Origin of the sequence: Veillonella criceti (genome assembly GCF_900460315.1) — a bacterium.
Lineage (GTDB): Bacteria > Bacillota > Negativicutes > Veillonellales > Veillonellaceae > Veillonella_A > Veillonella_A criceti.
Genome location: NZ_UHIO01000001.1, coordinates 311,484 through 334,894 on the forward strand (window position 1 = coordinate 311,484; position 23,411 = coordinate 334,894).

A 23,411-nucleotide genomic window follows, 5' to 3' on the forward strand; every position below is an offset into this window, starting at 1 on the left:
GCCTAAGAATAAGTAGGTGATACGATGCCAGAATTACCAGAAGTAGAGATTATCAAACGATATATTCATGAACAGACTGTTGGCAAAACGGTGGCATCGGTCGAATCTTTATTGCCACGTATGTGGCGAAATTGTCCGCCACAAGTAGCAGCGTCTTTGGTTACGGGTCAAACGATTGAAGCTGTTAAACGGCGTGGAAAATATCTCATCATTACGTTTCAACAGACTTCGTTACAGTTAATTATTCATTTAAAACTAACAGGGCGTTTAATTTATCGCTCAACGGCTACGGTGGAACGCTTTGATCGTATTTTATTTTATTTTACTGATGGCACTTTGCTCGCTTATGGTGATGTGCGTACTTTAGGCGCTTTATATCTTTTTGAATCACCTAAGCAGATTGATTTAAAAGCATATTTGCAAATGGGGGTAGAGCCCTTGAGTCAATCGTTTACGAGTGGTAAACTATATGAGTTGACTCGGCGAAGTACTATGCCTATTAAGCCTTTTTTATTGAGCCAGCAATATGTGGCGGGGATTGGCAATATTTATGCCGATGAAGCTTTATTCTTAGCCCATGTATTACCAACTCGCCCCGCCGACTCTTTGATAGAGAGTGAAACGAAGGCGTTGCATCGAGCGTTACGCAAAGTATTGCGTGATAGTTTAGCCCGTGGCGGTACTAGTTTTAGGGACTATAAAAATGGTGCTGGTGGCAAAGGGCAAAATCAAGAGCATTTATTGGTCTATGGTCGAGGTGGGAAACCTTGTATGCATTGTAAACGACCATTACAGGATATGACATTACGGGGACGTCATACCGTATTTTGCAGTCATTGTCAAAAGTAATAACAACTAATCTTATTAGTAGGAGTTTGTATGTATAAAATTGGATTAACTGGTGGTATTGCCTCAGGCAAAAGCACTGTTTCAGAATGGTTGGCCCAAAAAGGGGCCCCTGTAATTGATGCCGATGTGGTCGCTCGTGAAGTGGTGGCCCTAGGCACACCGGGGTTAAGTGAATTAGTAGCTTATTTTGGTGATTCTATTTTACAAGGGGATGGAACACTCGATAGACCTAAGTTAGGGGCTATTATTTTCAATGATGAAGCTAAACGTAAAATGTTAAATGATATATTACATCGTTACATTCATGAACGAATTGATGAATTAGCTATGATGCATTATGAACAAGGATTCGGTGCGGTGATTTACGATATTCCTTTACTTATTGAGACTAATTGGTATAAAGAGATGGATGAAGTGTGGTTAGTTGCCTTAGAACCAGAAGTACAAAAAGCACGTCTTATGGCTCGAAATGGATTGAGTGAAGAAGAGGCACAGGCGCGTATATCTAGTCAAATGTCCTTGGCTGATAAGAAGACCTATAGTCAAGTTATTATTGATAATAATGGCACCCTTGAAGAGTTAATGGATCAGTTAATCCAATTGTGGCAGACAAAAGGGGATTTATTTGCTAAGGAGGATTCATGAGAGGCTCTACATTTCTAGCCTGGTGTTTGGTTCTGTTAGGTTGGTACTACTTTTGTGTAGGCGAGCCTTATTTAGCACGGACGTATGCCTATCCATTAGAACATAGTGAAATTGTGTATGCAGAAGCGCAAGCTAATAAAGTTCCATATTCATTGGTGGCGGGTGTCATTTTAGCAGAAAGTAAATTCAATGAACATGCTGAATCAGCACCAGGTGCTTTAGGGCTTATGCAACTTATGCCAGACACGGCGCACTGGATTGCAGAACAATTAGATGAAGCAAAATTGACAGATAGTGATATTCGTAAACCGGCTACGAATATAAAATTAGGTACTTGGTATTTAGCGTATTTATTAGACGAATTTAAGGGCAATAAAGTATTAGCTTTGGCTGCTTATAATGCAGGGCGTGGTCATGTAGAAGAGTGGATGACACAATATGGTTGGACCACGGAGTTTGATGCAATTGATGAAATACCTTTTCCTGAAACACGTGAATATGTAGCTACTGTCCTTAAGAATGAGGCTCATTATGAGTCACTATATTCAGTGAATCGTAAGTAGTCTATGGCGTAGCTCCATCGTGGGGCTTAAGGAGACTGTTAGACATAGGTAGGATTGTAAATGCTAGAGAAAGGAGGCTTAATAATGGCTGATGCAATCGCAGAGTGTAAAGATAGAATTTATGATTTTTCTTGGTTGCCTGAAACGATTGGCGATTTTACTTTGATAATTGATACGGTAGAAGATTCTGAATTAGGCTTTCGCTTTTTTCACTATGAAAATTCATTAGGTTGGCGCTGGGAAGCGATTTATGATAAGGAAGTTAATGACTTTACAGTCCATGTAGTGATGCCTTTATTTTCATTTGTAGATATTAACTTTGTACGTAACACTTGGGATGAATATGAAGCAGTCCTTCGAGAGCGCGGTATATCAGCGGTGACCCAGCGGTTAGTAGAACCCCATCAAATGTTTACCTATGCGTATAAGCAAAAGGGATTAGCTGATTGGGTTTATGATGAAGTATTACCGCCAGCCGTAGGGCCTTTTACCCGAGATATTGCACCGAGTAATGGCATTTGCATGATTAATGGTTCCTTTATTATTGCTGAATATTGTAAGTCAAAGGATCCATCAGGTCTGTTACTGTTTTACAATGTGTTACGCGATGAATTCTTTGTAGAATTAAGACGCCATAATTATCCAGAAATTAATCATGACTTTGATGCTGTAACGATTCCGGAATTGGAAGAAAAATTAACAAGTCAGTTAACTAATGTATTGACAGACTTGGAAAATCGTTTGTAGTATTTGTGTTTTTGCAGTGTTCATGATATAATATACGTGATTTGATATAAGCTTTTTTAGAAGAGTGGGCCTTGGCTCACTCTTTACTTTATAGTAAAAACTCTATGCAGGCGATATGCGTAGTCATGGATAACAAGTGTTACATCATATTAAAGGAGGCGATGACTATGAAAAGAGAAGCCGTCGAAGAATTTGTAGCTTCTATTGTAGAAGGTATTGTAGAAGGTACAGATATGGAGCTAGTAGACGTAGAATACGTCCGGGAACGGGATTGGTATTTACGTGTATACTTAGACAAGCCAGGTGGGGTAGACCTTGATGACTGTCAGATAGTTAGCGAAAAGTTAAGTGAAGTGTTAGATGCGAAAGATCCAATTAAGGAGAATTACTTATTAGAAGTATCGTCTCCAGGCCTTGATCGTGTACTTAAAAAAGATAAAGACTTTGTGCGCTATAATGGCTCCGACGTTGATGTACAACTGTTTAAGCCGATAGATGGGAAAAAACAATTTACTGGAGCATTAGCTGGTTTTTCCGATACGACGATCACTATTACGGTTGGTGAGGAGCCGATTGAATTGGAACGCAGTGCCATTGCTCAGATTCGCTTACATTTTGAATTTTAAAACTAATAGGATATTGGAGGAATAATCAGTGAGTCAAGAATTAGTACAGGCAGTTATGGTGTTAACCAAACAAAAGGGTGTGTCACCAGAAGTGGTGTTTGAGTCCTTGGAGGCATCATTATTGCAGGCTTATCGTAAAGAGCCAGGCTCTAATCAAGAAGCATATGTAGAATTAAATCGTGAAACTGGTGAATATAAAGTATTTGCTAAGAAAACAGTAGTAGCGGACGTGGAAGACCCTGAAAAAGAAATTGCCTTAGCTGAGGCACAACAAAAAGATATGCGTTTTGAAGTGGGCGATATTGTAGAAGTGGATGTAACACCTAAGAATTTTGGTCGTAGTGCAGCACACACAGCGAAACAAATGTTGATTCAGCGTTTAAAAGAAGCGGAACGCAGTATTGTATATGAAGAATACTTTAGCCGTGAAGGTGATATTATTACAGGCTTAGTACAGCGTGTTGAAGGGCGCAATGTATTCGTTGACTTAGGTAAAACGGAAGCTATTTTACCACCAGCGGAACAGATTCCTACAGAAACATATAAAGCGGGCGATCGCATTAAATGCTATATTGTAGAAGTAAAGAAAACTACCAAAGGTCCACAGATTATGATTAGTCGTACCCATCCTGGCCTTTTAAAACGTTTATTTGAATTAGAAGTTCCTGAGATATATGAAGGCGTTATTGAATTAAAATCTGTTGCTCGTGAACCAGGTATGCGTTCTAAAATTGCAGTAGTATCTCGTGATGAAACAATTGATGCTGTAGGTGCCTGTGTAGGGCCTAAAGGACAACGTGTTCAAAATATCGTTGATGAATTACATGATGAAAAAATCGATATTGTAAAATGGGATGAAGATCCAGCAGTTTACATTGCAAATTCTTTAAGTCCAGCTAAAGTTATTTCTGTTGATGTGGACGAAGAAGAAAAAACATCAAGGGTTGTTGTTCCTGATTATCAATTGTCATTGGCGATTGGTAAAGCGGGGCAGAATGCTCGTTTAGCGGCTAAATTAACAAACTGGAAGATTGATATTAAGAGTGAAACACAAGCTGATACAGAAGAATCTAGTGCTGAGGTTTCCGTAGAATCCCTCCTTGAAGAGGATGGTGAAGCTTAATGAAGAAGAAATCACCACCAATGCGCATTTGTGTAGGCTGTGGCGAACTTCGGAATAAGAAAGAGATGTTGCGCATTGTAGTATCGCCAGAAGGAACCATTGCGATTGATCGCACTGGCAAAGCAGCGGGGCGTGGCGCTTATATTGAGCCAAAAACAGAATGTTTTGAAACAGCATATAAAGCAAAGCGTTTAGAGCGCTCTTTAAAACGAGCCGTTTCAGCTGATATATATGAGAATCTGCGATCTGAATTATTCTCGAATGAGGAATAATATATATCATGGATACGACTAAATTAAAAAACTTGCTAGGTATGGCACAACGGGCTGGAAAGTTATTGTCCGGTGATTTTGTAGCAGAAAAAGCGATAAAGCGTGGTCAGATACCATTAGCCCTATTAGCTTTGGATTGTGCAAAAAATAATGCAGAAAAATATAATTGGTTAGCCCAGCAACATAATGTTCCTTTACGTGAGGTACTCAGTAAAGCTGAATTAGGGCAAGCTATCGGAAAAGAACAACGAGCTATTGTTCTCGTCAATGATGCGGGATTTGCCAAAGCAATGCTCAAAGAAATAGATAATTGATTAAGGGGGCATGCAGATGTCAAAAAAAAGAATACGTGATTTAAGTAAAGAATTAAATGTAGAAAATAAACGGATTATAGACTTTTTAAGTCGTAATGGTTATGAATCTAAAACGCCAGCAAGTGGTCTTGATGAAGCAGGTGTAGCTTTAGTTGAAAAGCACTTTAAGAAACCTGATATTGCAAATCAGACACCTAAAAAGGTAGCAGAGGCACCTAAGGCAGACGCTAAAGGTACACCAAAAACAGCGGAACAACCTAAGAAGCAGGACGCTCATAAAACGTCGACTCATAAAGGCGAAGGCCGTAAACAAGAGTCTGCAAAAGCAGAGGCTCATAAAGGAAGTGGGCAAGGTCATAAAGGGACGGAAGCTAAACAAGAAAACCGCAATCAGAAGCATGGCAATAAACCAGCACAGCGTCAAGAAAATCGTCAGGAAAATAAAGGGCAAGAACGCAATATGAGTCGTAATGCGGATAAGAAAAATGAAACTAATAACCGCAATGACCGTCCTGAACGCTCTAATGACCGTCCTGAACGCTCTAATGACCGTCCTGAACGCTCTAATGATCATTCAAATGACCGCAAAAATAATCGAGAAACTCGTAATAATAAAGAAACTCGTGGCAATCGTGACGGTAATAATAACAATGATCGTCGCAATAAAAAGGACAAGAAAAACCGCAATGGTAACCGTCCACAATCGTTATTATCTACGTCTTTGGCAAAAAGCAAAAATCGCGTAAAACAACGTAATGAACAAAACCGTCAACATAAAGAAGAAGAAAAACGTAAAGCAGAAGCAATGATTGCTACTCACATTGAAATTGGTCAATCTTTAACTGTTAAAGAATTGGCTGAAACAATGGGCCGTGAAGTGAGTGAAATCATTAAAAAACTTATGTTACTAGGTGTAATGGCAACGATTAATCAGGAAATTGATTTTGAAACAGCCGCTATCGTTGCGGAAGAATTTGGCGTATCCGTTTCAGAAGCAGCACCAGAAGAAGATCCAACAGAAGTTCGTGAAATTGAAGATTCACCTGAAAGTTTACAACCACGTCCACCAGTAGTTACTATTATGGGTCACGTTGACCATGGTAAAACTTCTTTATTGGACGTAATTCGTCAAACAAATGTAACTGCATCTGAAGCTGGTGGGATTACGCAGCATATTGGGGCCTATATGGTTCGCTATAAGGGCAATAAGATTACATTCTTAGATACACCTGGTCATGAAGCCTTTACGGCAATGCGTCTTCGTGGCGCCCAATCAACTGATATCGCCGTCTTGGTGGTGGCAGCTGATGATGGTGTAATGCCTCAGACTATTGAAGCGATTAATCATGCTAAATCAGCGAATGTGCCAATTATTGTGGCTATTAATAAAATGGACAAACCAGGAGCTAACCCAGACCATGTAAAACAACAATTAGCTGAACATGGTTTATTACCAGAAGAATGGGGTGGCGATATTATCATGGTACCTGTGTCGGCTAAACAGCGCCAGGGAATTGATGACTTATTAGAAAATATCTTGCTTGTAGCTGAAGTAATGGAATTAAAAGCCAATCCAAATCGTAATGCGCAAGGTGTAGTGATTGAAGCTAAACTTGATAAAGGCCGTGGTCCTGTATGTACAGTATTAGTACAAAAAGGTAGTTTGCGTGTTGGCGATAACATTATTGCTGGGGTAGCGTATGGTAAAGTTCGTGCCATGACTAATGAACGCGGTGAAAAAGTAAAAGTAGCTCGTCCATCAATGCCAGTGGAAGTACTTGGCTTGTCTGATGTACCACAAGCTGGTGAAATTATGGATGCTGTTGATGATAATGAAGCACGTGCTATTGCTGAAAGTCGTGTAGAAAAGCAACGTATGGCTGAATTAGGGGCCACCCATAAAGTAACCTTGGATGATATTTTTAATCAGATTCAACAAGGTGAGTTAAAAGATTTAAATATTATTATTAAAGCTGACGTGCAAGGGTCTGTTGAAGCTTTACGTCAATCGCTAGAAGCGATTAAAAATCCAGAAGTACGTATTGTTATTGTCCATGCAGCGGTAGGGGCTATTAATGAGTCTGACGTTATGTTAGCCTCGGCTTCTAATGCTATTATTATTGGTTTCAACGTACGTCCTGATGCAGTAGTACGTAAAGCTGCTGAAAAAGAAAGTGTAGACCTTCGTACATATCGAGTTATTTATGATGCTATTAATGATGTAGAAAGTGCTATGCGCGGTATGTTAACGCCAGAATTTAAAGAGGTAATTCTTGGCCGTGCTGAAGTACGTCAAGTTATTTCTACACCAAAAGCAATTGTAGCCGGTTCGTATATTACAGAAGGTAAGATTACGAATAAATCCGAAATTCGTTTAATTCGTGATGGCGTAGTTGTTCATGAAGGACAAGTAGACTCCTTACGTCGCTTTAAAGATGAAGTAAAAGAAGTGAAGAGTGGTTTTGAATGTGGTATTTCCATTGAACGTTACCGTGATATTAAAGAAGGCGATATAATTGAAGCCTTTATGATGGAAGAAATCGCGCCACAGATTTAGGAGGCGTCTATGAGTGACGTACGAGTACGTAAATTACAAGAATTTATAAAACAAGAAGTAAGTAGCATGTTAATGCGTGGTCTTAAAGACCCACGCATTGGCTTTGTTACTGTAACCGATGTAGAAGTAACGGGAGATTTGCGACAAGCAACGATTTATGTAAGCTTATTTGGTAAAGAGGAAGAAAAGAAAGCCTCTTTACAAGCGTTACGTCATGCTGCTGGCCATGTGCGTAGCGAATTGGGTAAGGTATTACGACTTCGCTATGTACCCGAAATTTCCTTTGATGCTGATACTTCATTAGATTACAGTATGCATATCGAATCCTTGTTACATGATATAAAAAAGGATGAAGAACAAAATGGCAATCATAACTAAGGAAGCATTAAAAAACGCCTTAGATGAAGCACAGCGCATTATATTGACGGTTCATGTACATCCCGACGGCGATGCCATCGGCTCCATGGTCGCTTTTTATGAAGCTCTTAGCAATGAAGGGAAAGAAGTGACTATGGTAGTCGATGATACGGTACCTGCTAAATATAGTTTTTTAGCACAGGTAGCCCATATTAAGCAGCCGTCTGAGGTGTTAGATTGGCAAGCTGACATGTTATTAGTGCTTGATGCGAGTACGTTTGAGCGTATTGGCAAAGTGGGGTCTTTATGCAAAGCACCAATCTTTAATATTGATCATCATATTTCAAATAGCCAATTTGCTGATAGTTTGTATTTATGTCCTGAGTTTGCCGCTACTGGTGAAATTTTGACGTATTTATGTGACAGTTGGGGTTGGCCAATTACACCGTCTATGGCTAATGCTTTATATATGGCGATTGCTACTGATTGTGGCTTTTTCCGTTTCAGCAATACAACAGAGCAAACCTTGCGTATGGGGGCTCTTTGTGTGGCTAATGGAGCACAACCTAATATCGTATCAGAACATGTGGAAGTGACTACGGCCGCACGTATTGAAGTGATGAAGGAAGCCTTGCAGACAATTCAGTTTTTTAAAGCTGGCCGTGTGGCTATCATTGCTTTGGATGAGGCCTTAATGGCAAAAGTAGGCGATGATACGGATGGTTACGTAGATTTAATTCGTAATGTGGATACGGTGGATATTGCTATTTTATTAAAAGCGGTTGATGCACACACTACGCGGGTAAGTTTACGTGCTAAAGTTACCGATGTAAATGCGATTGCTAATCAATTTGGTGGTGGTGGCCATGTGAAAGCTGCGGGCTGTACGATTAATGCGAATATTCAAGGGGCTATTGAGCATTTATTAGCGGTGATAGCCTAATGGATGGTGTATTTCCTTTTTTGAAACCACCAGGGATTACAAGTCACGATGCGGTTGGTATTTGTCGACGAATTTTAAAAGAACGTCGTATTGGTCACAGTGGGACTTTAGACCCATTAGCGTATGGTGTTTTGCCTATTTTTGTAGGTAAGGCGACACGAATTATAGAATATACAGAAAGTGCATCCAAAACATATGTAGCAGAATGCCGCTTTGGTTATGGTACTGATACAGAGGATAGTACGGGTACGCCTTTAATGGCTGAAATCATACCGAGCCATATTCCAACGTGGAGTCAATTAGAACAAGTACTGATTGGTTTTGTTGGCGAACAGTTGCAACAGCCATCCATATATTCTGCGATTAAAATTAATGGTCGGCGAGCTTATGAATTAGCTCGTGAAGGCATTGAATTTACGTTGCCTAGTCGAACTATTACAATTAGTGAGTGCCAACTATTAGCCTATTCGTATCCCTATTTTACGATTCGTGTGTCGTGTTCAGCTGGTACGTATATTCGTGCTTTATTACGTGATATAACAACTCGATTGGGGATACCGGGGACTATGACGCAGTTAGTGCGTACCGCTGTAGGGCCGTATAGTATTGAGCAAGCGATAACCGCTGAGGAATTAACGGTTAAGGGGGCAGCTTGCATATATCCTACGGAATCAGCCCTTAGTCATATGCCAACAGTAACAGTTTCGGCAGAGGGGCGTTTAGCGTTAAAACAAGGTAAACAATGGCCTTATGAAGCGATTCCCCATTTCAAAGGGATAGTACGGCAGTTATATTGTGCCTATAGTGATGAAGGCTTTTTTGGTGTTTTAGAAGGTACTAATGATACCTTGAAGGTTGCAAAAAATATTTTTTTATAGGAATTGATGTATGAAAATTTTAACGTCCTTTGCAGAGTTACAACAGTTAAAAACAAATATTGTCTATGCATTAGGCACTTTTGATGGTCTTCATCGTGGTCATCAATCAGTGATACAGCGTGCAGTAGCGGAAGCGAAGGCAGTTAAAGCGTGTACTGTAGTAGTAACATTTGATAATCATCCCTTGCACATATTAAATCCTGAGCGTTGTCCTACTATGCTCTTACAACCTGTGTTAAAAGGTGAAATTTTAAAGTCTTTAGGTGTCGACTATGCACTTCGTCTGCCTATGACTAAAGATTTATTAGCCATGCCAGCAGAAGCTTTTATAAGCGCTTTAACAGAGTATAATGACGTAAAAGCTTTCGTGGTTGGTCAAAACTTTACCTTTGGTGCTGGTGGTAAGGGAACGCCTGATTTAATTCAACAATTATTAGCAGCTAAAGGGATTGTTGTGCATGCGCTTTCATTAGCGCAGTGCCAAGAAATGAAAGAACATGTATCAAGTACTTTAATTCGAGAAGCTGTTCGTGAGGGAGATTTATCTTTAACTTATACATTATTAGGGCGCCCTTATATGTTCCGAGGGACCGTTATTGAAGGTGACCGTCGTGGTCGTACCTTAGGTTTTCCTACGCTTAATTTCTTATTTCCTAAAGAATTAACCTTGCCACCTGATGGTGTATATGTCAATCGTGTTTTACTTGATGGGCAATGGTATGAAGGCGTGGGGAATCTAGGGGATAATCCTACATTTGAAAACCAATATCATCGTTTTGAAGTTCATTTATTTGGCTTTGATAAAATGGTATATGGTCATGAAGCAACTGTTGAATTTTGGCAATTATTACGGCCAGAACAACGTTTTAATTCCTTAGAAGATCTTATTAAACAAATGAAAGTTGATGAGCAACGTGCTAAGGATTTCTTTGAGAAAAACTAATATGTATCACTTTGCCTATTTGGTAATATTGAAGCTGCAAGCACCTGTTATAGAGAATACTCATGACAGGTGCTTTTGATTTTATTTATAAAAAAATCTACTAACCAATATAATAAAATAAGTCCATTCCTTAAAAACTCTTGTGTGTTTTTAGTTGACATTTACCAACTATAAGAGTATGATAAAAAGCACAATAATTTAAGGAGGTTATCATTATGGCTATACGTTTTTCAGATGCAGTAAATGCAATTAAGCATTCAGACACAGGGGATATTTTAAAGCTTATTGCGCAGCCAGATATGATTTCGTTTGCTGGTGGTTTACCGGCAGAAGAATCATTTCCAGCTGAAGAAATCAGAAAGGCAGCCGAAGTCGTCTTAGACGGTGATGCAGGTAAAGCCTTGCAGTATGGTCCTTCACTTGGTTATGAACCTCTTCGGGAAAGTATTGCAAAGCGAATGAATCGCATTGTTAAGACCAATTTTACGAAAGATAATATTTTGGTTACTTGTGGTTCACAACAAGGACTTGATATGTTGTGTCGACTATTCTGTAATAAAGGTGACACTGTATTGGTCGAAAAGCCATCGTACTTAGGTGCTATTACAGCATTTAATTTAAGTGGTGTTAATTATGTAGAAATTCCTGGTGATGGGAAAGGGATGATTATTTCAGAACTTCGAAAAGCCTTGGAAACACATACTGTACGTTTAATTTATGTAGTGACTGATTTCCAAAACCCAACCGGTATTACTTGGTCACGAGAACGCCGTCAAGAGTTTATGGATGTAGTTGATGAATTTGAAGTACCTGTTATTGAGGATAATCCTTATGGTGAACTTCGCTATGAAGGAGAATATTTACCATCATTGAATACGTTTGATACTAAAGGCTTAGTTTGTTCTTTAGGTACTTTTTCTAAAACATTTGCACCAGGTTTCCGTCTTGGGTGGATTGCGGCTAATCCTTTATTCATTGAAAAATGTGATTTGTTAAAACAAAATATGGACTTATCTACAGCCCCATTTTCACAGCGCATTTGCGAAGCTTGGTTACAAAATTTTGACTTTGATGCTCATGTTCAGAAAATTATTAAATTATATAAATCTCGTCGGGATGCTATGTTGCAAGCTATTGATGAGTTCTTTCCGAAAGAGGTATCACATACCTATCCAGAAGGGGGACTCTTTATTTGGTGTACGCTTCCAGAACATTTGAAGTCACGGGATATCTTAAAGCAATGTATTGAAAGAAAAGTGGCTTTTGTTCCCGGGGAAGCCTTTTTCACATCGGAAGGGAACACAAATTTCTTCCGTTTAAATTATTCTTGTAATGATGAAGCTACTATTCGTGACGGGATTAAGCGTATTGCTGATGTATTAAAGGCGAATTTAAACAAATAAGCATTAATATTAACTAACATTATAAAATTAAGAATGGATGACCTTTGCTATGTGATATAAGTAGTAAAGGTCATTTTTGGATTAAGGCCGTTTTATCTTGCCTTGCTAGGAAATTCTTTGTAAATGCTACAAGAATATAAGGTAATATGGTAAAATATAAGAGCATGGGAAGATACAAATGTTCTTCTCAATATAATTAAGTATACCTAAATAGAAGCGAGGTACCTATGAATTTACAAGAAGCACGTCAGAAAATTGATGCTATAGATAAAGAATTAGTAAAAACATTTGAGGAACGATTAAAAGTTATTTTAGAAATTGCTCGTATTAAAGAACAGGAAAATATTAGTATTTATGAACCTCAACGAGAACAAGAAGTACTGGCTAAAACGCTTAGCTATGTTGAGTCAAGCGAATTAAAAAGCTATGTAAGTCAGTTTGTAGAGTCAATTTTAGATATTAGTAAAACTTGTCAGAAACAACATATGCAACAGCATATTTTCTTGATTGGTATGCCAGGGGCAGGCAAGACGACGGTGGGCAAGGCCTTGGCGCAACATCAAGGAATGGAATTTTATGATCTTGATGCTGTGATTCAAGAAAAGACAGGTAAATCGATTCAGAATATTATCATCTACGATGGCGAAGAAGCGTTCCGTAACGATGAATTTGAAGCCATTACCGATATTGTAAATCATAAAATGCCAGCTGTGATTGCTACGGGTGGTGGCACTGTATTATCCGAGGATACAGTGAATTTGATGCGCGAATCAGGATTTGTTGTCTTTATTCATCGTGATGTAACACAGATTTTAGATGATTTAGATATGGAAATTAGACCGCTTTTAAAAGAAAGTATTGAATATATTTTCCGCCTGTATGAAGAACGCTATCCATTATATGAAAAAGTTTGTCATGTGAAGGTACAAAATGCAAGTACAATTGCTGACTCTGTAGAAGAAATTGTAGCCGCATTACCTAATGTGGTTCGGTAATGGAAACATTGCGGGGCATAGTGCAGCGATTAATCTATCAAAATGAAAGCAATTCTTATTGTGTATTTCTTTTAGAAGATTATAATGAAGAGCGAATCGTTTGTACCGCTAATTTAGAAGCTCCTAAAGAAGGGGACGATTTAGAAGTAACCGGTCGTTACATTACCCATAAAAAATATGGTCGTCAATTTGAGACTGCCACGATTGAACGTTTAAAACCCGATACCTTATATGGGGCAAAGCCATATTTGATTAATCTCGCTGTACGAGGGTTAGGTGAAAAGTCGATTGATAAAATTCTTGCCTATTTTGAGGACGATTTAATTACTGTTTTACGGGCTGAAGATCCTGTGGCTTTATTAGAAGTTCCTGGTTTGCGTAAAAGTGTGAAAGAAGATTTGTATAATTCATTACGTGGTGAAGGGATTTTACAGGAAATTAATCGTTTTTTAGAAGCGGCTGGACTTAGCTCACGGTGGAGTCGTATTTTATATACAACATATGGTGGAGCGGCCATTAATGTACTTGAGGATAATCCTTTTCGCCTTTTAGAACTTGATAGTACGATTACGTTTTCCATGGCCGATACTTTACGGGCTGCTTTAGAGATTGACCCTGGTGATGAACGGCGTATTGAAGCAGCTGTTATATATACATTACGCAATATTAGTGATAATGGACATAGCTGTATGCCTGCTGATGAATTAATCGGTTTAGTTTTTGATCGTTTAGGTGGATATGCTGAAGAAATTGCAACTCGTATAGAAGAATTATTAGAGTATGGTCAAATTATTGGCACTGATTATGATGGTCTCTTATATATCTACAGCCCTAATATCTATCATGCAGAGTCTGAAGCAGCGTATTTAACTCAGCAGTTAATGGCTGATAGTGAAGTCATTCCGCTAGATATGGAAGCTTTTATTGAGCAGTTTGAAAGGAATAAACAAATTCATTTAGGCGATGCTCAGAAAGAAGCTATTCAATTGGCTTTACAAAATAAAATGGCCTTAATTACGGGCGGACCAGGTACGGGTAAAACAACGATTATTCAAGCGCTGGTGGAGGCGTTTCAGCAAACACCTCAAAATCGGATTCTTCTTTGTGCGCCTACCGGGCGTGCGGCTAAACGTTTGACAGAAGCTACTGGTTATGAAGCAACTACGATTCATCGCTTGTTGATGCCTATACAAGGTAGTGATTCGTATGATTTTACAAAAAATGAAGATAATCTATTAGAAGCTGATGTTGTGATTGTAGATGAAGCTTCTATGCTTAATGTTCAGTTATATTATTCTTTATTGGCTGCTATACCCGAATCAGCTTATGTAGTGATTGTAGGAGATGTCGATCAGTTACCACCGATTGGAGCTGGTTTTGTTTTACGTGATTTGCTAGATAGTGAAGTAATACCGTTTGTACGTTTAAACACTATATTTCGTCAGAAAGAAGGGAATCGCATCGTCCGTAATGCCCATGATATTAATCATGGGGATATGCCTGAATTGACACCTGTTGGGGAATTTACTTTTAGGGAAGTGCGTAGTGTAACTGAAATGATGCATCAGATAGTAGCTTTTTATACTTCATCACTAGAGAATGTAACAGATGAATTGGATGTACAAATTATTTCACCTATGCGTCGGGGTGTGGCTGGTAGTGTAGCTATTTCAAAAATTATTCAAGAGGCAGTGAATAAGAAGTCTACTTTACGTAGTGAAGTGAAAATTAATGGCCAAATCTATCGTGTAGGTGATAAGGTTATTCAAGTATTAAACAATTATGAGTTGGAAGTGTTCAATGGGGAAATTGGTGTAATTTTTGCTATTTCAAAAACGGAAGTATCAATTCGATTTTTAGATAAAGAAGTTAAAGTTCCTATGGAGGATATGACATCTTTCATGTTAGCCTATGCCATTACTGTACATAAAAGTCAGGGTAGTGAATATGGTATCGTGATTATTCCCTTTATTCCTACATATAATCAAATGTTACAACGAAATTTATTATATACGGCCGTTACACGGGCTCGTAATAAAGTCATTGTTATTGGCACTAAGGGGGCTATACAAAAGGCTGTGCAGACGCAAAGTGGTACGGCACGTTATAGTTTGTTTAAGGAACGTTTACAGGGAGTGATATAAGTGCAGTGGCTTGATTTTTTATTTCCACCAACGTGTCCTAGTTGTGGAAGTGAAGTATGGCATGATGGAGAATGGTGCAAAACTTGTTTTGAAGAACTATATGATGTACGTTGTATTACTGATTTAGAAGGACAAAATTTAACTTGTGTATATGTAATAGGTCATTATGATAAAGGATTAAAAAGCATTCTTCGTGATATAAAATTTCGCGGTCAAAAGGAGCGAGCTGTAGGCGTCGCTCCTTTTTTATATTCTTTTATGCTTGCCTTGGCCAAATACAAATTAACACCTGATTATGTTATGCCTATACCAGTTAGTGAAACAAAGCGTAAATTAAGAGGTTATAATCAAGTTGATATTCTTTTTAAGCATTGGATACAGCAGGTAGCCTTACATAATCAAACGAGTTGGCAGTGGATAGATGGCTTAGAAAAAACTGATTCTACTCATGCTATGTTTTCCTTAGGCCGAACTGAACGACATGAAAATATGAAACATGCCTTTACGCCATTATCTAGCATATTAGCAAAGAATATTTTGAAGGATAAAGTAATTTTACTTGTAGATGATATATTTACTACAGGTGCTACCTTGGAAGCAGCAGCACAGGTACTTGTGAAGGATTATAAGGTGAAGGAAGTCGTGGGATTAGCTTTAGCAGGTGGGCATTAAACAGAAGATACAAAAAAGCAGCCTACCGAAGTAGACTGCTTGCTGTATGAATTGGATAGTTACATAATAGCTTTATTGTTTAGCCGATAATTTCAATAAAAGCTTTAACTAAATCAGGATCAAAATAGATACCAGATCCACTAAATAATTCCTGTTTAGCCGTTTTTTTGCTTTTAGACCAAGATTCTGTAGAAGGATTAATAGCGGAGTCGTAATAATCAGCAATACCAATAATACGAGCGCCTAGTGGAATATTACTCCCACAAAGATGTTTTGGAAAACCAGAACCATCCCAACGTTCATGGTGATAGCGAATATAAGGAATAATCGGTTGGCAACATGGATAGTTTTCAATCATGTTTGCCCCATTCGCTGGATGTTGACGATATTTAGACATTTCTTGACGATTAAAGAAGGGTGCTTTTTTTAAGACTGTAGAAGGCATCATAAGTAATCCTAAGTCATGCAATAATGCACCATGTCTAATCTGTTCTATTTCGTTGGCTGGTAGTCCTAGTTTAGCGGCAATACTCACAGAATAATTGGCTACATTGATGGAATGTGTATAAAGCTCGTAGCTTTTCATGCGAATCATCTGTAGTAATTGGGCGCTAATGGCTTCTAAGCTATCTTGCTCCAATTCATATAAGCCTGATGGCTGCATTAAAGATAACATAAACATAATACTGAGTCCTTCCCTTTGTGTCCCCATTTAACAAGTATACACATTATACAATATTATGAGCATTTTGGGTATAGGTCTATATTGCTATCTATGTATAAGCAATTGAGGTAAAAATGAAAGAATTTTGAGAATCTAAAAGAGAATACAATAGGCAAGGGCTTTATAAACATTGAATCCTTTAACTAATGAAAGTAGCAAGTGGAAATTATCATATTCTTATATAATTTTTGTATAGACAAAGTAAAATTCTTTGCGTATAATTTCTTCATACGGGTCTGTGGTTGAAAGTCGAGGCCAGTCGCAGGCAAAACGATCCACGTAAGTAATGTAACGACATTATGAGCATGGTGCGGCTTAGATGTAAGACCTACCGATAGAATCGAGAGAAGTAGTAGTGGGGAGCCACAGGCTTAGGAGCGAACCTTCCAGTAGGCGAGTGTGGGGGCAAAGACCAGGTCAGCCGTATATAAAAGACAGCTTTTTAGCTGTCTTTTATTTTTATACAAAAAATTCTGAATTTTTATTCAATTAACTATTGACTACTTATGCATAGTTATGTATAATCATGTCATACCAATTAGAAAAACTCAGATAAAGAGAGAGTTTGAACTTATTATTATACAATGTAGAGTAGGAGATGGAAGTTATGTTTACACAGAAAATGAAAAAAATTATGCTCACAGGTTTGGCTGTATTAGCCATGGGCGCATTAGTGGCTGGTTGTGGTAGTGATACAGCAAGTACACAAGGTGATAATGGGAAGAAAGTTATTAAGGTAGGCACGAATGCAACTTTTGTACCGTTTGAATTCAAAGATGAATCCTCTCAAGATTTAACGGGCTTTGATATTGATATGGTTAAAGCTATCGCTAAAAAAATGAATGCTGATGTAGAATTCAAAAATGTAGCATTTGATGCGTTGATTCCAAGTTTGGGAAATAAAGATATTGATATGGCCGCTTCTGGTATGACAATTACTAAAGCAAGAGCCGGTAAAGTATTATTTGCGTCGCCTTATTATGAATCCGGTATGGCTGTAGTTGTAAAAGGATCTTCTAGTATTAATAACTTGCAAGACTTAGAAGGAAAAAATATTTCTGTTCAAATGGGCACAACCGGTGCTGATTTAGCTAGTAAAATTGCTAATGCAACATTAAAACAATTCGACCATAGTAGTGATGCCCTTTTAGAACTTAATAAAGGAAGTGTAGACGCGGCTGTATTAGATTTACCAGTTGCTCAATATTATGCATCTAAACATCCAAATGATGATGTTAAAGTGATTTCGTATCCAAATACTAAAGAATACTTTGGCTTTGCTTTTGCTAAAGATAATAAAGACTTACAGGCTGCTGTAAATAAAGCCATTGCTGAAATGAAACAAGATGGTGAATTAAATGCTATTTATCAAAAATGGTTTAAAACTGATGCACCTGCAGATATGCCAACGGAATGGTCTGGTAAGTAATAATTAAAAAATAATAAAATAATTAAAGTTAATATTATAGTGATAGATATACAGTACTATGCCTAAGTCAGTTTAAGTGTAGTACTGTTTCTTTTATGAATATATATTCTTATGGCTTAAACTGTTCGTCATCCGTTTTAGTAAAGTGGATGAGTTTATGATTAAATAACTATTGACATTGTATAAAAATACAATTATAATTACCTAAGCATAGTAATATAAGTCTATGCGTATTTGTACTTGTATAAAGTTATTAATTTTAAGCGTTAAGAAAAATACTTTAAGATGTATACAAAGGAAAGGGTTAGCTATGAGTTTTGATTGGAGTTTAATTTGGGACAATTTCCCCATATTATTGCAAGGGGCCGTCATTACAATCCAAATTACAGTAATGGCTGTAGGTTGTGGTTTTTTCATTGGTATGATTGCTGCATTAGCGAATTTATCGCGTTTTAAAATTATTCGTTTATTAGTAAAATGTTATGTAGAATTATTCCGTGGTACACCACTGTTGGTACAAATCTTTATGATTTACTTTGCTTTGCCTATGGTAATCGGTCAATCCATCAATCCATATGTAGCAGCTGTTACGGCATGTAGTATTAACTCTGGTGCGTATGTATCTGAAATTTTCCGGGCCGGGATTCAATCTATTGATAAAGGACAAATGGAAGCTGGTCGTTCCTTAGGTTTAACTTGGGCACAGACTATGCGCTATATTGTAATGCCACAAGCCTTTAAAGCGATTATTCCGCCTCTTGGTAATGAATTTATCGCTATGATGAAAGATACATCGTTGGTATCTGTTATTGGCTTTGAAGAATTAACACGTCGTGGTCAACTTATTATTGCGCGTACTTATGGTTCTTTTGAGATTTGGACAGCTGTGGCCATTATCTATTTGGTAATGACATTGAGTATTTCACAGTTAGTGGCCTTCCTTGAAAGGAGATATAATATCAAATGATTAAGATGATTGATGTTCATAAAAGTTTTGGCAAAAATGAAGTGCTAAAAGGGATTAATCTTCATGTAGAACGCGGTGAAGTAGTAGTTATTATTGGTCCTTCTGGTTCTGGTAAAAGTACAGTATTGCGTTGTATGAACTATTTAGAAGAACCTACGTCTGGCGATGTTATCGTAGATGGGATGAATTTGAATAATAAAGAAAATATCAATAATGTGCGCGCTGAAGTGGGCATGGTATTTCAACGTTTTAACTTATTCCCTCATATGACGGTATTAGATAATATTACATTAGCCCCACAAAAAATTCGTAAGAGTTCTAAAGGGGAAGCTGAAACGATTGCTCTTGAGTTATTGGATAAAGTAGGGTTAAAAGACAAGGCTCATTCCTATCCAGAACAGCTGTCAGGTGGTCAACAGCAACGTGTGGCTATTGCCCGTGCTTTAGCTATGAAACCAAAAGTAATGCTGTTCGATGAGCCGACATCAGCCCTTGATCCAGAAATGGTTAGTGAAGTATTAGATGTAATGAAAGAGTTAGCCAAGGAAGGTATGACAATGGTTGTCGTAACTCATGAAATGGGCTTTGCTAAAGAAGTAGGGACTCGAGTTCTTTTTGTGGATGAAGGAAAAATCTTGGAAGAAGGTACACCTGTTGATGTGTTTGAGCATCCCAAAAATGAACGTACGCAGTTATTCTTATCTAAAATTTTATAAAGTTGTTAGTAAAACGTCTTCCTATATAGGGAGACGTTATTTCTTTTATTCATATACAAATGATTGAACATATATATATTAAAAACACAAAGAAAACGTATGTATTTCATCAAATAAATGACTATGTATTTATTGAATGAAGATGAATAAATTTGAATAATTTATAACTGATTAACTTAAAAATAATACATAAAATAAAAATAAATCTAATTTTATAAACTTGAATTTCAAAACTATAAATTCGCTGAAAAAGCCCATGGATTCTAGAGTTTTTAGCTGTTTAGAAATTATAAATCAAATTTAATAATCAACAAGATGTTTAATTTTGCATAATACTGCTATAAATAATTGTATGTATACTTATAATGCATATACAGTATAATATCCTTGTTTTTTAACACCTACTGTGCTAACATAGTTGAAGGGTACTATAGGTACTCTAATGCAGGGATTTTTTAGGAGGAATTTTTTATGCTCGGTAAAGTTAAGTGGTTCAGTGCAGAAAAAGGTTATGGATTTATTGAAAGAGAAGACGGTGGCGATGTATTCGTACATTTCTCCGCGATTCAAGAAGATGGTTTCAAGTCCTTGAATGAAGGTCAAGAAGTGAACTTTGAAATCGTTGATGGTGAACGCGGCCCACAGGCTACGAATGTCACTAAAGCATAAATAACTACACTGAAAGATCGGCTTCGGCCGGTCTTTTTTCTTTTATATTAAAACTTAAAGAAAAATTAAAAAATTTTTTCAAAAAATAAAGAGGACTTTTGTACTTCCTTGGAGAATTAATATAATATAGAAACAAGTTCGATGTTAGAACTTGGAAGAAAGGATGTTTGCATATGAAAGTAACAGTAAGAGGTAAAAATTTAGAAGTAACTGCAGCACTACGTGAATACTTAGAAAAACGTGTGGACAAGCTTGCTCGTTATTTTGATGCACCATTTGATGTACAAGCCGTGCTTTCTGTAGAAAAAGAAAATCGAGTAGTTGAATTGACTTGTTTTGTTGAAGGTGTTGTACTTCGTGGTGTAGCATCAAATACGGACATGTATGCAGCTATCGATTTAGTAGTAGATAAAATTGTTCGTCAAATTCATAAGTATAAAACTCGTTTAGCTCGTAGATTTAAGAAGGAAGCTGGTTTCAAACCAGATGCTTATGTGCCTGAAGTACCAGTTCAAGAAGAAGAAATTAGCGTAGTTCGTCGTAAACATTTTGCGGTACGCCCTATGAATGTTGAAGAAGCTATTATGCAGATGAATTTAGTTGGTCATGACTTCTTTATGTTCTATAATGCAGAAACAGAAGTAATGAATGTAGTGTATCGTCGTAAAAACGGTTCCTATGGTTTGATTGAGCCAGAGGTTTAAGGGCTACTCCAGTGGGAGAGTAAACATAGGACGTTTAGATAATTAAATATTGATGTGAAGGATCATAGCCATTACAAAGCACAGTGTGTAATTAGGTTATGGTCCTTTACATTTGTTTTAATTAATTTTTTCAAATAATTCATTCATAGGGCAGGTAATTTTTAGTTAAGCCTTGACAAATGAGAATTTAAAACCTATTATATTAGTATGTTTTAAAAAGAAACGCGATGAACAAAATAAGTACAAGCAATGAACTAGACAGAGAAACAAGCCTTGGCTGGAAGCTTGTTATAGGGTAGTTGCTATGGAATGCCTTTGTGAGCGGGAGTATCGAAGCAGAGTAGATTCTCACGGCGTCCCACCGTTATGGGGTATGAGTACAACTTAGGTTGTAAACAGAGTGGAACCGCGGGCCACCGCCTCTGTATAGGGGGGCGGTGGCTTTTTTGTGCAATTTTTAGGAGGTGAACTATGATTGAATTAAGGCATATTAATAAAGAATTTGTTGTAAAAAAACAACGAGTACAAGCTTTACAAGATGTATCGTTGACAATTAATGATGGCGATATATTTGGTATTATTGGCTTTAGTGGAGCTGGCAAATCTACTTTATTGCGTATGGTGAATGCTCTTGAAACACCTACGAATGGGGATGTATTGATTGATGGGGTTAATATTAATGCCTTAAGCCATAACGAATTACGGCAAGTACGTAAAGGAATTGGCATGGTATTCCAGTCATTCAATTTGCTCAACTCTAAGACTGTATATGATAATATTGCTATTCCCTTACGGCTTAATAAAGTGGCGGAAACGACTATAGAAAAACGAGTGAAAGAACTATTAGAATTTGTTAATTTGCCAGATAAAGCTAATGCGTATCCAACTCAACTTTCTGGCGGTCAGAAACAACGGGTAGGCATTGCTAGAGCATTGGCTACTAATCCATCGATTTTACTTTGTGATGAAGCAACTAGTGCGCTTGATCCAGAAACGACCGAAGCGATTTTGGAGTTGCTTAAACGAATTAATAAGGAATTTAATATTACTGTATTAGTGGTTACTCATGAAATTCAGGTTATTAAAGAGATTTGTAATCGCGTAGCGGTTATGGAACATGGTCGTGTTGTTGAAATGGGGTCGGTACTTGATGTATTTAGCCATCCTACACAGGCTATGACAAAGCGATTTGTTCAAACTGTTATTCCAGAGCGCATTCCTGATAGTATTGTGGCTAATTTACAAAAAGATACACGTAACTATGAAGTCATTAAAGTTCGTTTTTTAGGTGATACCGTAACAAAGCATGTCATTTATGAAATAAATCGTACCTTACTAGCGGAAACAAATATTATTTTTGCTTCGGTTAATCAATTGCAAGATTCAGCCCTTGGTATTTTTATTCTACAAGTTGTGGGTGATACTGAGGCGATTCAATCTGTGAAACAATATATTACCGAAAGTGGCTTAGAATGGGAGGTGGTGAATTTATGATGCCAGATTTAGGTGTACCTAATGATCAAATTATTTTGGCGGCACAAGAAACATTATATATGGTATTTGTATCGCTTATCATTGGTTCTATTATTGGTTTGATTTTAGCAGTAGCATTAGTATTGACAAATAAAGACGGTATTTTGCGCAATGATTATGTTTTTGTTGTGATTAATACAATCGTTAATATTATTCGTAGTGTACCGTTTATCATTTTAATGGTATTTATATTGCCGCTTACCAAACTTTTAGTGGGAACTCGTATTGGCACAACGGCCGCGTTAGTACCGCTTGTTATTTTTATAGCACCGTATTTAACGCGCTTATTTGAAAATTCCTTATTAGATGTGGATAAAGGAATTATTGAAGCTGCTCAGGCCATGGGGGCTTCTCATTTTGAGATTGTGTGGAATTTCATTTTGCCGGAAGCTAAAGCCTCCCTAATTTTGTCGGTTACAACTGGTACAATTGGGCTTATTGGTGCGACGGCTATGGCTGGCGCTATAGGGGCTGGTGGTGTTGGTGATTTAGCTCTTACTTATGGCTATGAACGACTTAATTTTCCATTAATGCTTTTTACCGTCGTAATTCTTGTAATTTTTGTACAGATTATCCAATCTATTGGTAATCACTTTGCCTTTAAAATGAGAAATCATTAATTGTAATTATTAAATTTG

The 23,411-nt window shown here is 37.5% G+C and carries 25 protein-coding genes and 1 other annotated feature; of the genes, 24 read left to right on the forward strand and 1 reads right to left on the reverse strand.

The features are described from left to right. Positions 1 to 24 precede the first annotated feature (24 nt). The 17 genes from mutM (at position 25) to DYE54_RS01465 (ending at position 16,031) form a co-directional block, all read left to right on the forward strand. Complete coding sequence (mutM, locus tag DYE54_RS01385; protein ID WP_115309549.1) at positions 25 to 849, forward strand: bifunctional DNA-formamidopyrimidine glycosylase/DNA-(apurinic or apyrimidinic site) lyase; 825 nt, start codon at positions 25 to 27, stop codon at positions 847 to 849. Positions 850 to 879: 30 nt separating this feature from the next. Next, the gene (gene coaE, locus DYE54_RS01390; protein WP_115309550.1) at positions 880 to 1,494 is read left to right on the forward strand and encodes a dephospho-CoA kinase; all 615 of its coding nucleotides are present in this window, start codon (positions 880 to 882) and stop codon (positions 1,492 to 1,494) included. Continuing rightward, entirely contained in the window at positions 1,491 to 2,057 is a 567-nt protein-coding gene (locus DYE54_RS01395) for a lytic transglycosylase domain-containing protein (protein ID WP_115309551.1), read from the forward strand. Before coaE ends, DYE54_RS01395 begins: the two co-directional genes overlap by 4 nt. 84 nt (positions 2,058 to 2,141) lie before the next feature. Next, positions 2,142 to 2,804, forward strand: a complete 663-nt coding sequence (locus DYE54_RS01400; protein ID WP_115309552.1) for a hypothetical protein — start codon at positions 2,142 to 2,144, stop codon at positions 2,802 to 2,804. Positions 2,805 to 2,971: 167 nt separating this feature from the next. Beyond that, on the forward strand, positions 2,972 to 3,430 hold the full coding sequence (locus tag DYE54_RS01405) for a ribosome maturation factor RimP (RefSeq protein WP_115309553.1): 459 nt from the start codon (positions 2,972 to 2,974) through the stop codon (positions 3,428 to 3,430). Between the two features lie 28 nt (positions 3,431 to 3,458). Next, positions 3,459 to 4,553: a transcription termination factor NusA gene (nusA, locus tag DYE54_RS01410; RefSeq protein WP_115309554.1), complete on the forward strand. Its 1,095-nt coding sequence runs from the start codon at positions 3,459 to 3,461 to the stop codon at positions 4,551 to 4,553. Next, a complete protein-coding gene (gene rnpM, locus DYE54_RS01415) occupies positions 4,553 to 4,825 on the forward strand; it encodes an RNase P modulator RnpM (RefSeq protein WP_115309555.1) in 273 nt (90 codons plus the stop codon). Before nusA ends, rnpM begins: the two co-directional genes overlap by 1 nt. A gap of 8 nt (positions 4,826 to 4,833) precedes the next feature. Continuing rightward, positions 4,834 to 5,139, forward strand: coding sequence for a L7Ae/L30e/S12e/Gadd45 family ribosomal protein (locus tag DYE54_RS01420; protein ID WP_115309556.1), 306 nt, complete (start codon positions 4,834 to 4,836; stop codon positions 5,137 to 5,139). A gap of 16 nt (positions 5,140 to 5,155) precedes the next feature. Then, positions 5,156 to 7,696, forward strand: coding sequence for a translation initiation factor IF-2 (infB, locus tag DYE54_RS01425; RefSeq protein ID WP_115309557.1), 2,541 nt, complete (start codon positions 5,156 to 5,158; stop codon positions 7,694 to 7,696). Positions 7,697 to 7,705: 9 nt separating this feature from the next. Further along, on the forward strand, positions 7,706 to 8,074 hold the full coding sequence (gene rbfA, locus DYE54_RS01430) for a 30S ribosome-binding factor RbfA (RefSeq protein WP_115309558.1): 369 nt from the start codon (positions 7,706 to 7,708) through the stop codon (positions 8,072 to 8,074). Next, complete coding sequence (locus DYE54_RS01435; protein WP_115309559.1) at positions 8,058 to 8,996, forward strand: DHH family phosphoesterase; 939 nt, start codon at positions 8,058 to 8,060, stop codon at positions 8,994 to 8,996. The genes rbfA and DYE54_RS01435 overlap by 17 nt, the downstream gene beginning before the upstream one ends. Next, positions 8,996 to 9,874, forward strand: coding sequence for a tRNA pseudouridine(55) synthase TruB (truB, locus tag DYE54_RS01440; RefSeq protein WP_115309560.1), 879 nt, complete (start codon positions 8,996 to 8,998; stop codon positions 9,872 to 9,874). Before DYE54_RS01435 ends, truB begins: the two co-directional genes overlap by 1 nt. Positions 9,875 to 9,884: 10 nt before the next feature. Beyond that, positions 9,885 to 10,817 (forward strand): riboflavin biosynthesis protein RibF, encoded by a 933-nt coding sequence (gene ribF / locus DYE54_RS01445; RefSeq protein ID WP_115309561.1) that lies wholly within the window; start codon positions 9,885 to 9,887, stop codon positions 10,815 to 10,817. A 215-nt stretch (positions 10,818 to 11,032) separates the two neighbouring features. Then, on the forward strand, positions 11,033 to 12,220 hold the full coding sequence (locus DYE54_RS01450; protein WP_115309562.1) for an aminotransferase-like domain-containing protein: 1,188 nt from the start codon (positions 11,033 to 11,035) through the stop codon (positions 12,218 to 12,220). A gap of 227 nt (positions 12,221 to 12,447) precedes the next feature. Next, entirely contained in the window at positions 12,448 to 13,215 is a 768-nt protein-coding gene (locus tag DYE54_RS01455; RefSeq protein ID WP_115309563.1) for a chorismate mutase, read from the forward strand. Next, entirely contained in the window at positions 13,215 to 15,359 is a 2,145-nt protein-coding gene (gene recD2, locus DYE54_RS01460) for an SF1B family DNA helicase RecD2 (protein WP_115309564.1), read from the forward strand. The genes DYE54_RS01455 and recD2 overlap by 1 nt, the downstream gene beginning before the upstream one ends. Then, positions 15,360 to 16,031, forward strand: coding sequence for a ComF family protein (locus DYE54_RS01465; RefSeq protein ID WP_115309565.1), 672 nt, complete (start codon positions 15,360 to 15,362; stop codon positions 16,029 to 16,031). Between the two features lie 79 nt (positions 16,032 to 16,110). Here DYE54_RS01465 and DYE54_RS01470 read toward each other — a convergent pair whose 3' ends face one another. Continuing rightward, complete coding sequence (locus tag DYE54_RS01470; protein WP_115309566.1) at positions 16,111 to 16,713, reverse strand: HD-GYP domain-containing protein; 603 nt, start codon at positions 16,711 to 16,713, stop codon at positions 16,111 to 16,113. A 649-nt stretch (positions 16,714 to 17,362) separates the two neighbouring features. On the opposite strand from DYE54_RS01470, the gene DYE54_RS01475 reads away from it, so the two are divergent. The 7 genes from DYE54_RS01475 to DYE54_RS01505 all read left to right on the forward strand — a co-directional run bounded on the left by DYE54_RS01475 (position 17,363) and on the right by DYE54_RS01505 (position 23,393). Then, entirely contained in the window at positions 17,363 to 18,184 is an 822-nt protein-coding gene (locus DYE54_RS01475; protein WP_115309567.1) for a basic amino acid ABC transporter substrate-binding protein, read from the forward strand. Positions 18,185 to 18,494: 310 nt separating this feature from the next. After that, a complete protein-coding gene (locus tag DYE54_RS01480) occupies positions 18,495 to 19,151 on the forward strand; it encodes an amino acid ABC transporter permease (protein WP_115309568.1) in 657 nt (218 codons plus the stop codon). After that, positions 19,148 to 19,867, forward strand: a complete 720-nt coding sequence (locus tag DYE54_RS01485) for an amino acid ABC transporter ATP-binding protein (protein ID WP_115309569.1) — start codon at positions 19,148 to 19,150, stop codon at positions 19,865 to 19,867. Before DYE54_RS01480 ends, DYE54_RS01485 begins: the two co-directional genes overlap by 4 nt. Positions 19,868 to 20,338: 471 nt before the next feature. Further along, a complete protein-coding gene (locus DYE54_RS01490) occupies positions 20,339 to 20,536 on the forward strand; it encodes a cold-shock protein (protein ID WP_115309570.1) in 198 nt (65 codons plus the stop codon). Positions 20,537 to 20,709: 173 nt separating this feature from the next. Then, entirely contained in the window at positions 20,710 to 21,240 is a 531-nt protein-coding gene (gene hpf, locus DYE54_RS01495; RefSeq protein WP_115309571.1) for a ribosome hibernation-promoting factor, HPF/YfiA family, read from the forward strand. Positions 21,241 to 21,458: 218 nt separating this feature from the next. Continuing rightward, positions 21,459 to 21,667, forward strand: a binding site (T-box leader). Between the two features lie 44 nt (positions 21,668 to 21,711). Next, positions 21,712 to 22,734 (forward strand): methionine ABC transporter ATP-binding protein, encoded by a 1,023-nt coding sequence (locus tag DYE54_RS01500; protein ID WP_115309572.1) that lies wholly within the window; start codon positions 21,712 to 21,714, stop codon positions 22,732 to 22,734. Beyond that, positions 22,731 to 23,393 carry a methionine ABC transporter permease gene (locus DYE54_RS01505; RefSeq protein WP_218564749.1) on the forward strand — a complete coding sequence of 221 codons (663 nt, stop codon included), beginning with the start codon at positions 22,731 to 22,733 and terminating at the stop codon, positions 23,391 to 23,393. Before DYE54_RS01500 ends, DYE54_RS01505 begins: the two co-directional genes overlap by 4 nt. Positions 23,394 to 23,411: the final 18 nt, after the last annotated feature.

What these genes read in the sequence shown, in the direction of transcription:
- mutM (WP_115309549.1), top strand. Translation starts at nt 25, where the DNA reads ATGCCAGAATTACCAGAAGTAGAGATTATCAAACGATATATTCATGAA.
- coaE (WP_115309550.1), top strand. Translation starts at nt 880, where the DNA reads ATGTATAAAATTGGATTAACTGGTGGTATTGCCTCAGGCAAAAGCACT.
- DYE54_RS01395 (WP_115309551.1), top strand. Translation starts at nt 1,491, where the DNA reads ATGAGAGGCTCTACATTTCTAGCCTGGTGTTTGGTTCTGTTAGGTTGG.
- DYE54_RS01400 (WP_115309552.1), top strand. Translation starts at nt 2,142, where the DNA reads ATGGCTGATGCAATCGCAGAGTGTAAAGATAGAATTTATGATTTTTCT.
- DYE54_RS01405 (WP_115309553.1), top strand. Translation starts at nt 2,972, where the DNA reads ATGAAAAGAGAAGCCGTCGAAGAATTTGTAGCTTCTATTGTAGAAGGT.
- rnpM (WP_115309555.1), top strand. Translation starts at nt 4,553, where the DNA reads ATGAAGAAGAAATCACCACCAATGCGCATTTGTGTAGGCTGTGGCGAA.
- DYE54_RS01420 (WP_115309556.1), top strand. Translation starts at nt 4,834, where the DNA reads ATGGATACGACTAAATTAAAAAACTTGCTAGGTATGGCACAACGGGCT.
- infB (WP_115309557.1), top strand. Translation starts at nt 5,156, where the DNA reads ATGTCAAAAAAAAGAATACGTGATTTAAGTAAAGAATTAAATGTAGAA.
- rbfA (WP_115309558.1), top strand. Translation starts at nt 7,706, where the DNA reads ATGAGTGACGTACGAGTACGTAAATTACAAGAATTTATAAAACAAGAA.
- DYE54_RS01435 (WP_115309559.1), top strand. Translation starts at nt 8,058, where the DNA reads ATGGCAATCATAACTAAGGAAGCATTAAAAAACGCCTTAGATGAAGCA.
- truB (WP_115309560.1), top strand. Translation starts at nt 8,996, where the DNA reads ATGGATGGTGTATTTCCTTTTTTGAAACCACCAGGGATTACAAGTCAC.
- ribF (WP_115309561.1), top strand. Translation starts at nt 9,885, where the DNA reads ATGAAAATTTTAACGTCCTTTGCAGAGTTACAACAGTTAAAAACAAAT.
- DYE54_RS01450 (WP_115309562.1), top strand. Translation starts at nt 11,033, where the DNA reads ATGGCTATACGTTTTTCAGATGCAGTAAATGCAATTAAGCATTCAGAC.
- DYE54_RS01455 (WP_115309563.1), top strand. Translation starts at nt 12,448, where the DNA reads ATGAATTTACAAGAAGCACGTCAGAAAATTGATGCTATAGATAAAGAA.
- recD2 (WP_115309564.1), top strand. Translation starts at nt 13,215, where the DNA reads ATGGAAACATTGCGGGGCATAGTGCAGCGATTAATCTATCAAAATGAA.
- DYE54_RS01470 (WP_115309566.1), bottom strand. Translation starts at nt 16,713, where the DNA reads ATGTTTATGTTATCTTTAATGCAGCCATCAGGCTTATATGAATTGGAG.
- DYE54_RS01475 (WP_115309567.1), top strand. Translation starts at nt 17,363, where the DNA reads ATGTTTACACAGAAAATGAAAAAAATTATGCTCACAGGTTTGGCTGTA.
- DYE54_RS01480 (WP_115309568.1), top strand. Translation starts at nt 18,495, where the DNA reads ATGAGTTTTGATTGGAGTTTAATTTGGGACAATTTCCCCATATTATTG.
- DYE54_RS01485 (WP_115309569.1), top strand. Translation starts at nt 19,148, where the DNA reads ATGATTAAGATGATTGATGTTCATAAAAGTTTTGGCAAAAATGAAGTG.
- DYE54_RS01490 (WP_115309570.1), top strand. Translation starts at nt 20,339, where the DNA reads ATGCTCGGTAAAGTTAAGTGGTTCAGTGCAGAAAAAGGTTATGGATTT.
- hpf (WP_115309571.1), top strand. Translation starts at nt 20,710, where the DNA reads ATGAAAGTAACAGTAAGAGGTAAAAATTTAGAAGTAACTGCAGCACTA.
- DYE54_RS01500 (WP_115309572.1), top strand. Translation starts at nt 21,712, where the DNA reads ATGATTGAATTAAGGCATATTAATAAAGAATTTGTTGTAAAAAAACAA.
- DYE54_RS01505 (WP_218564749.1), top strand. Translation starts at nt 22,731, where the DNA reads ATGATGCCAGATTTAGGTGTACCTAATGATCAAATTATTTTGGCGGCA.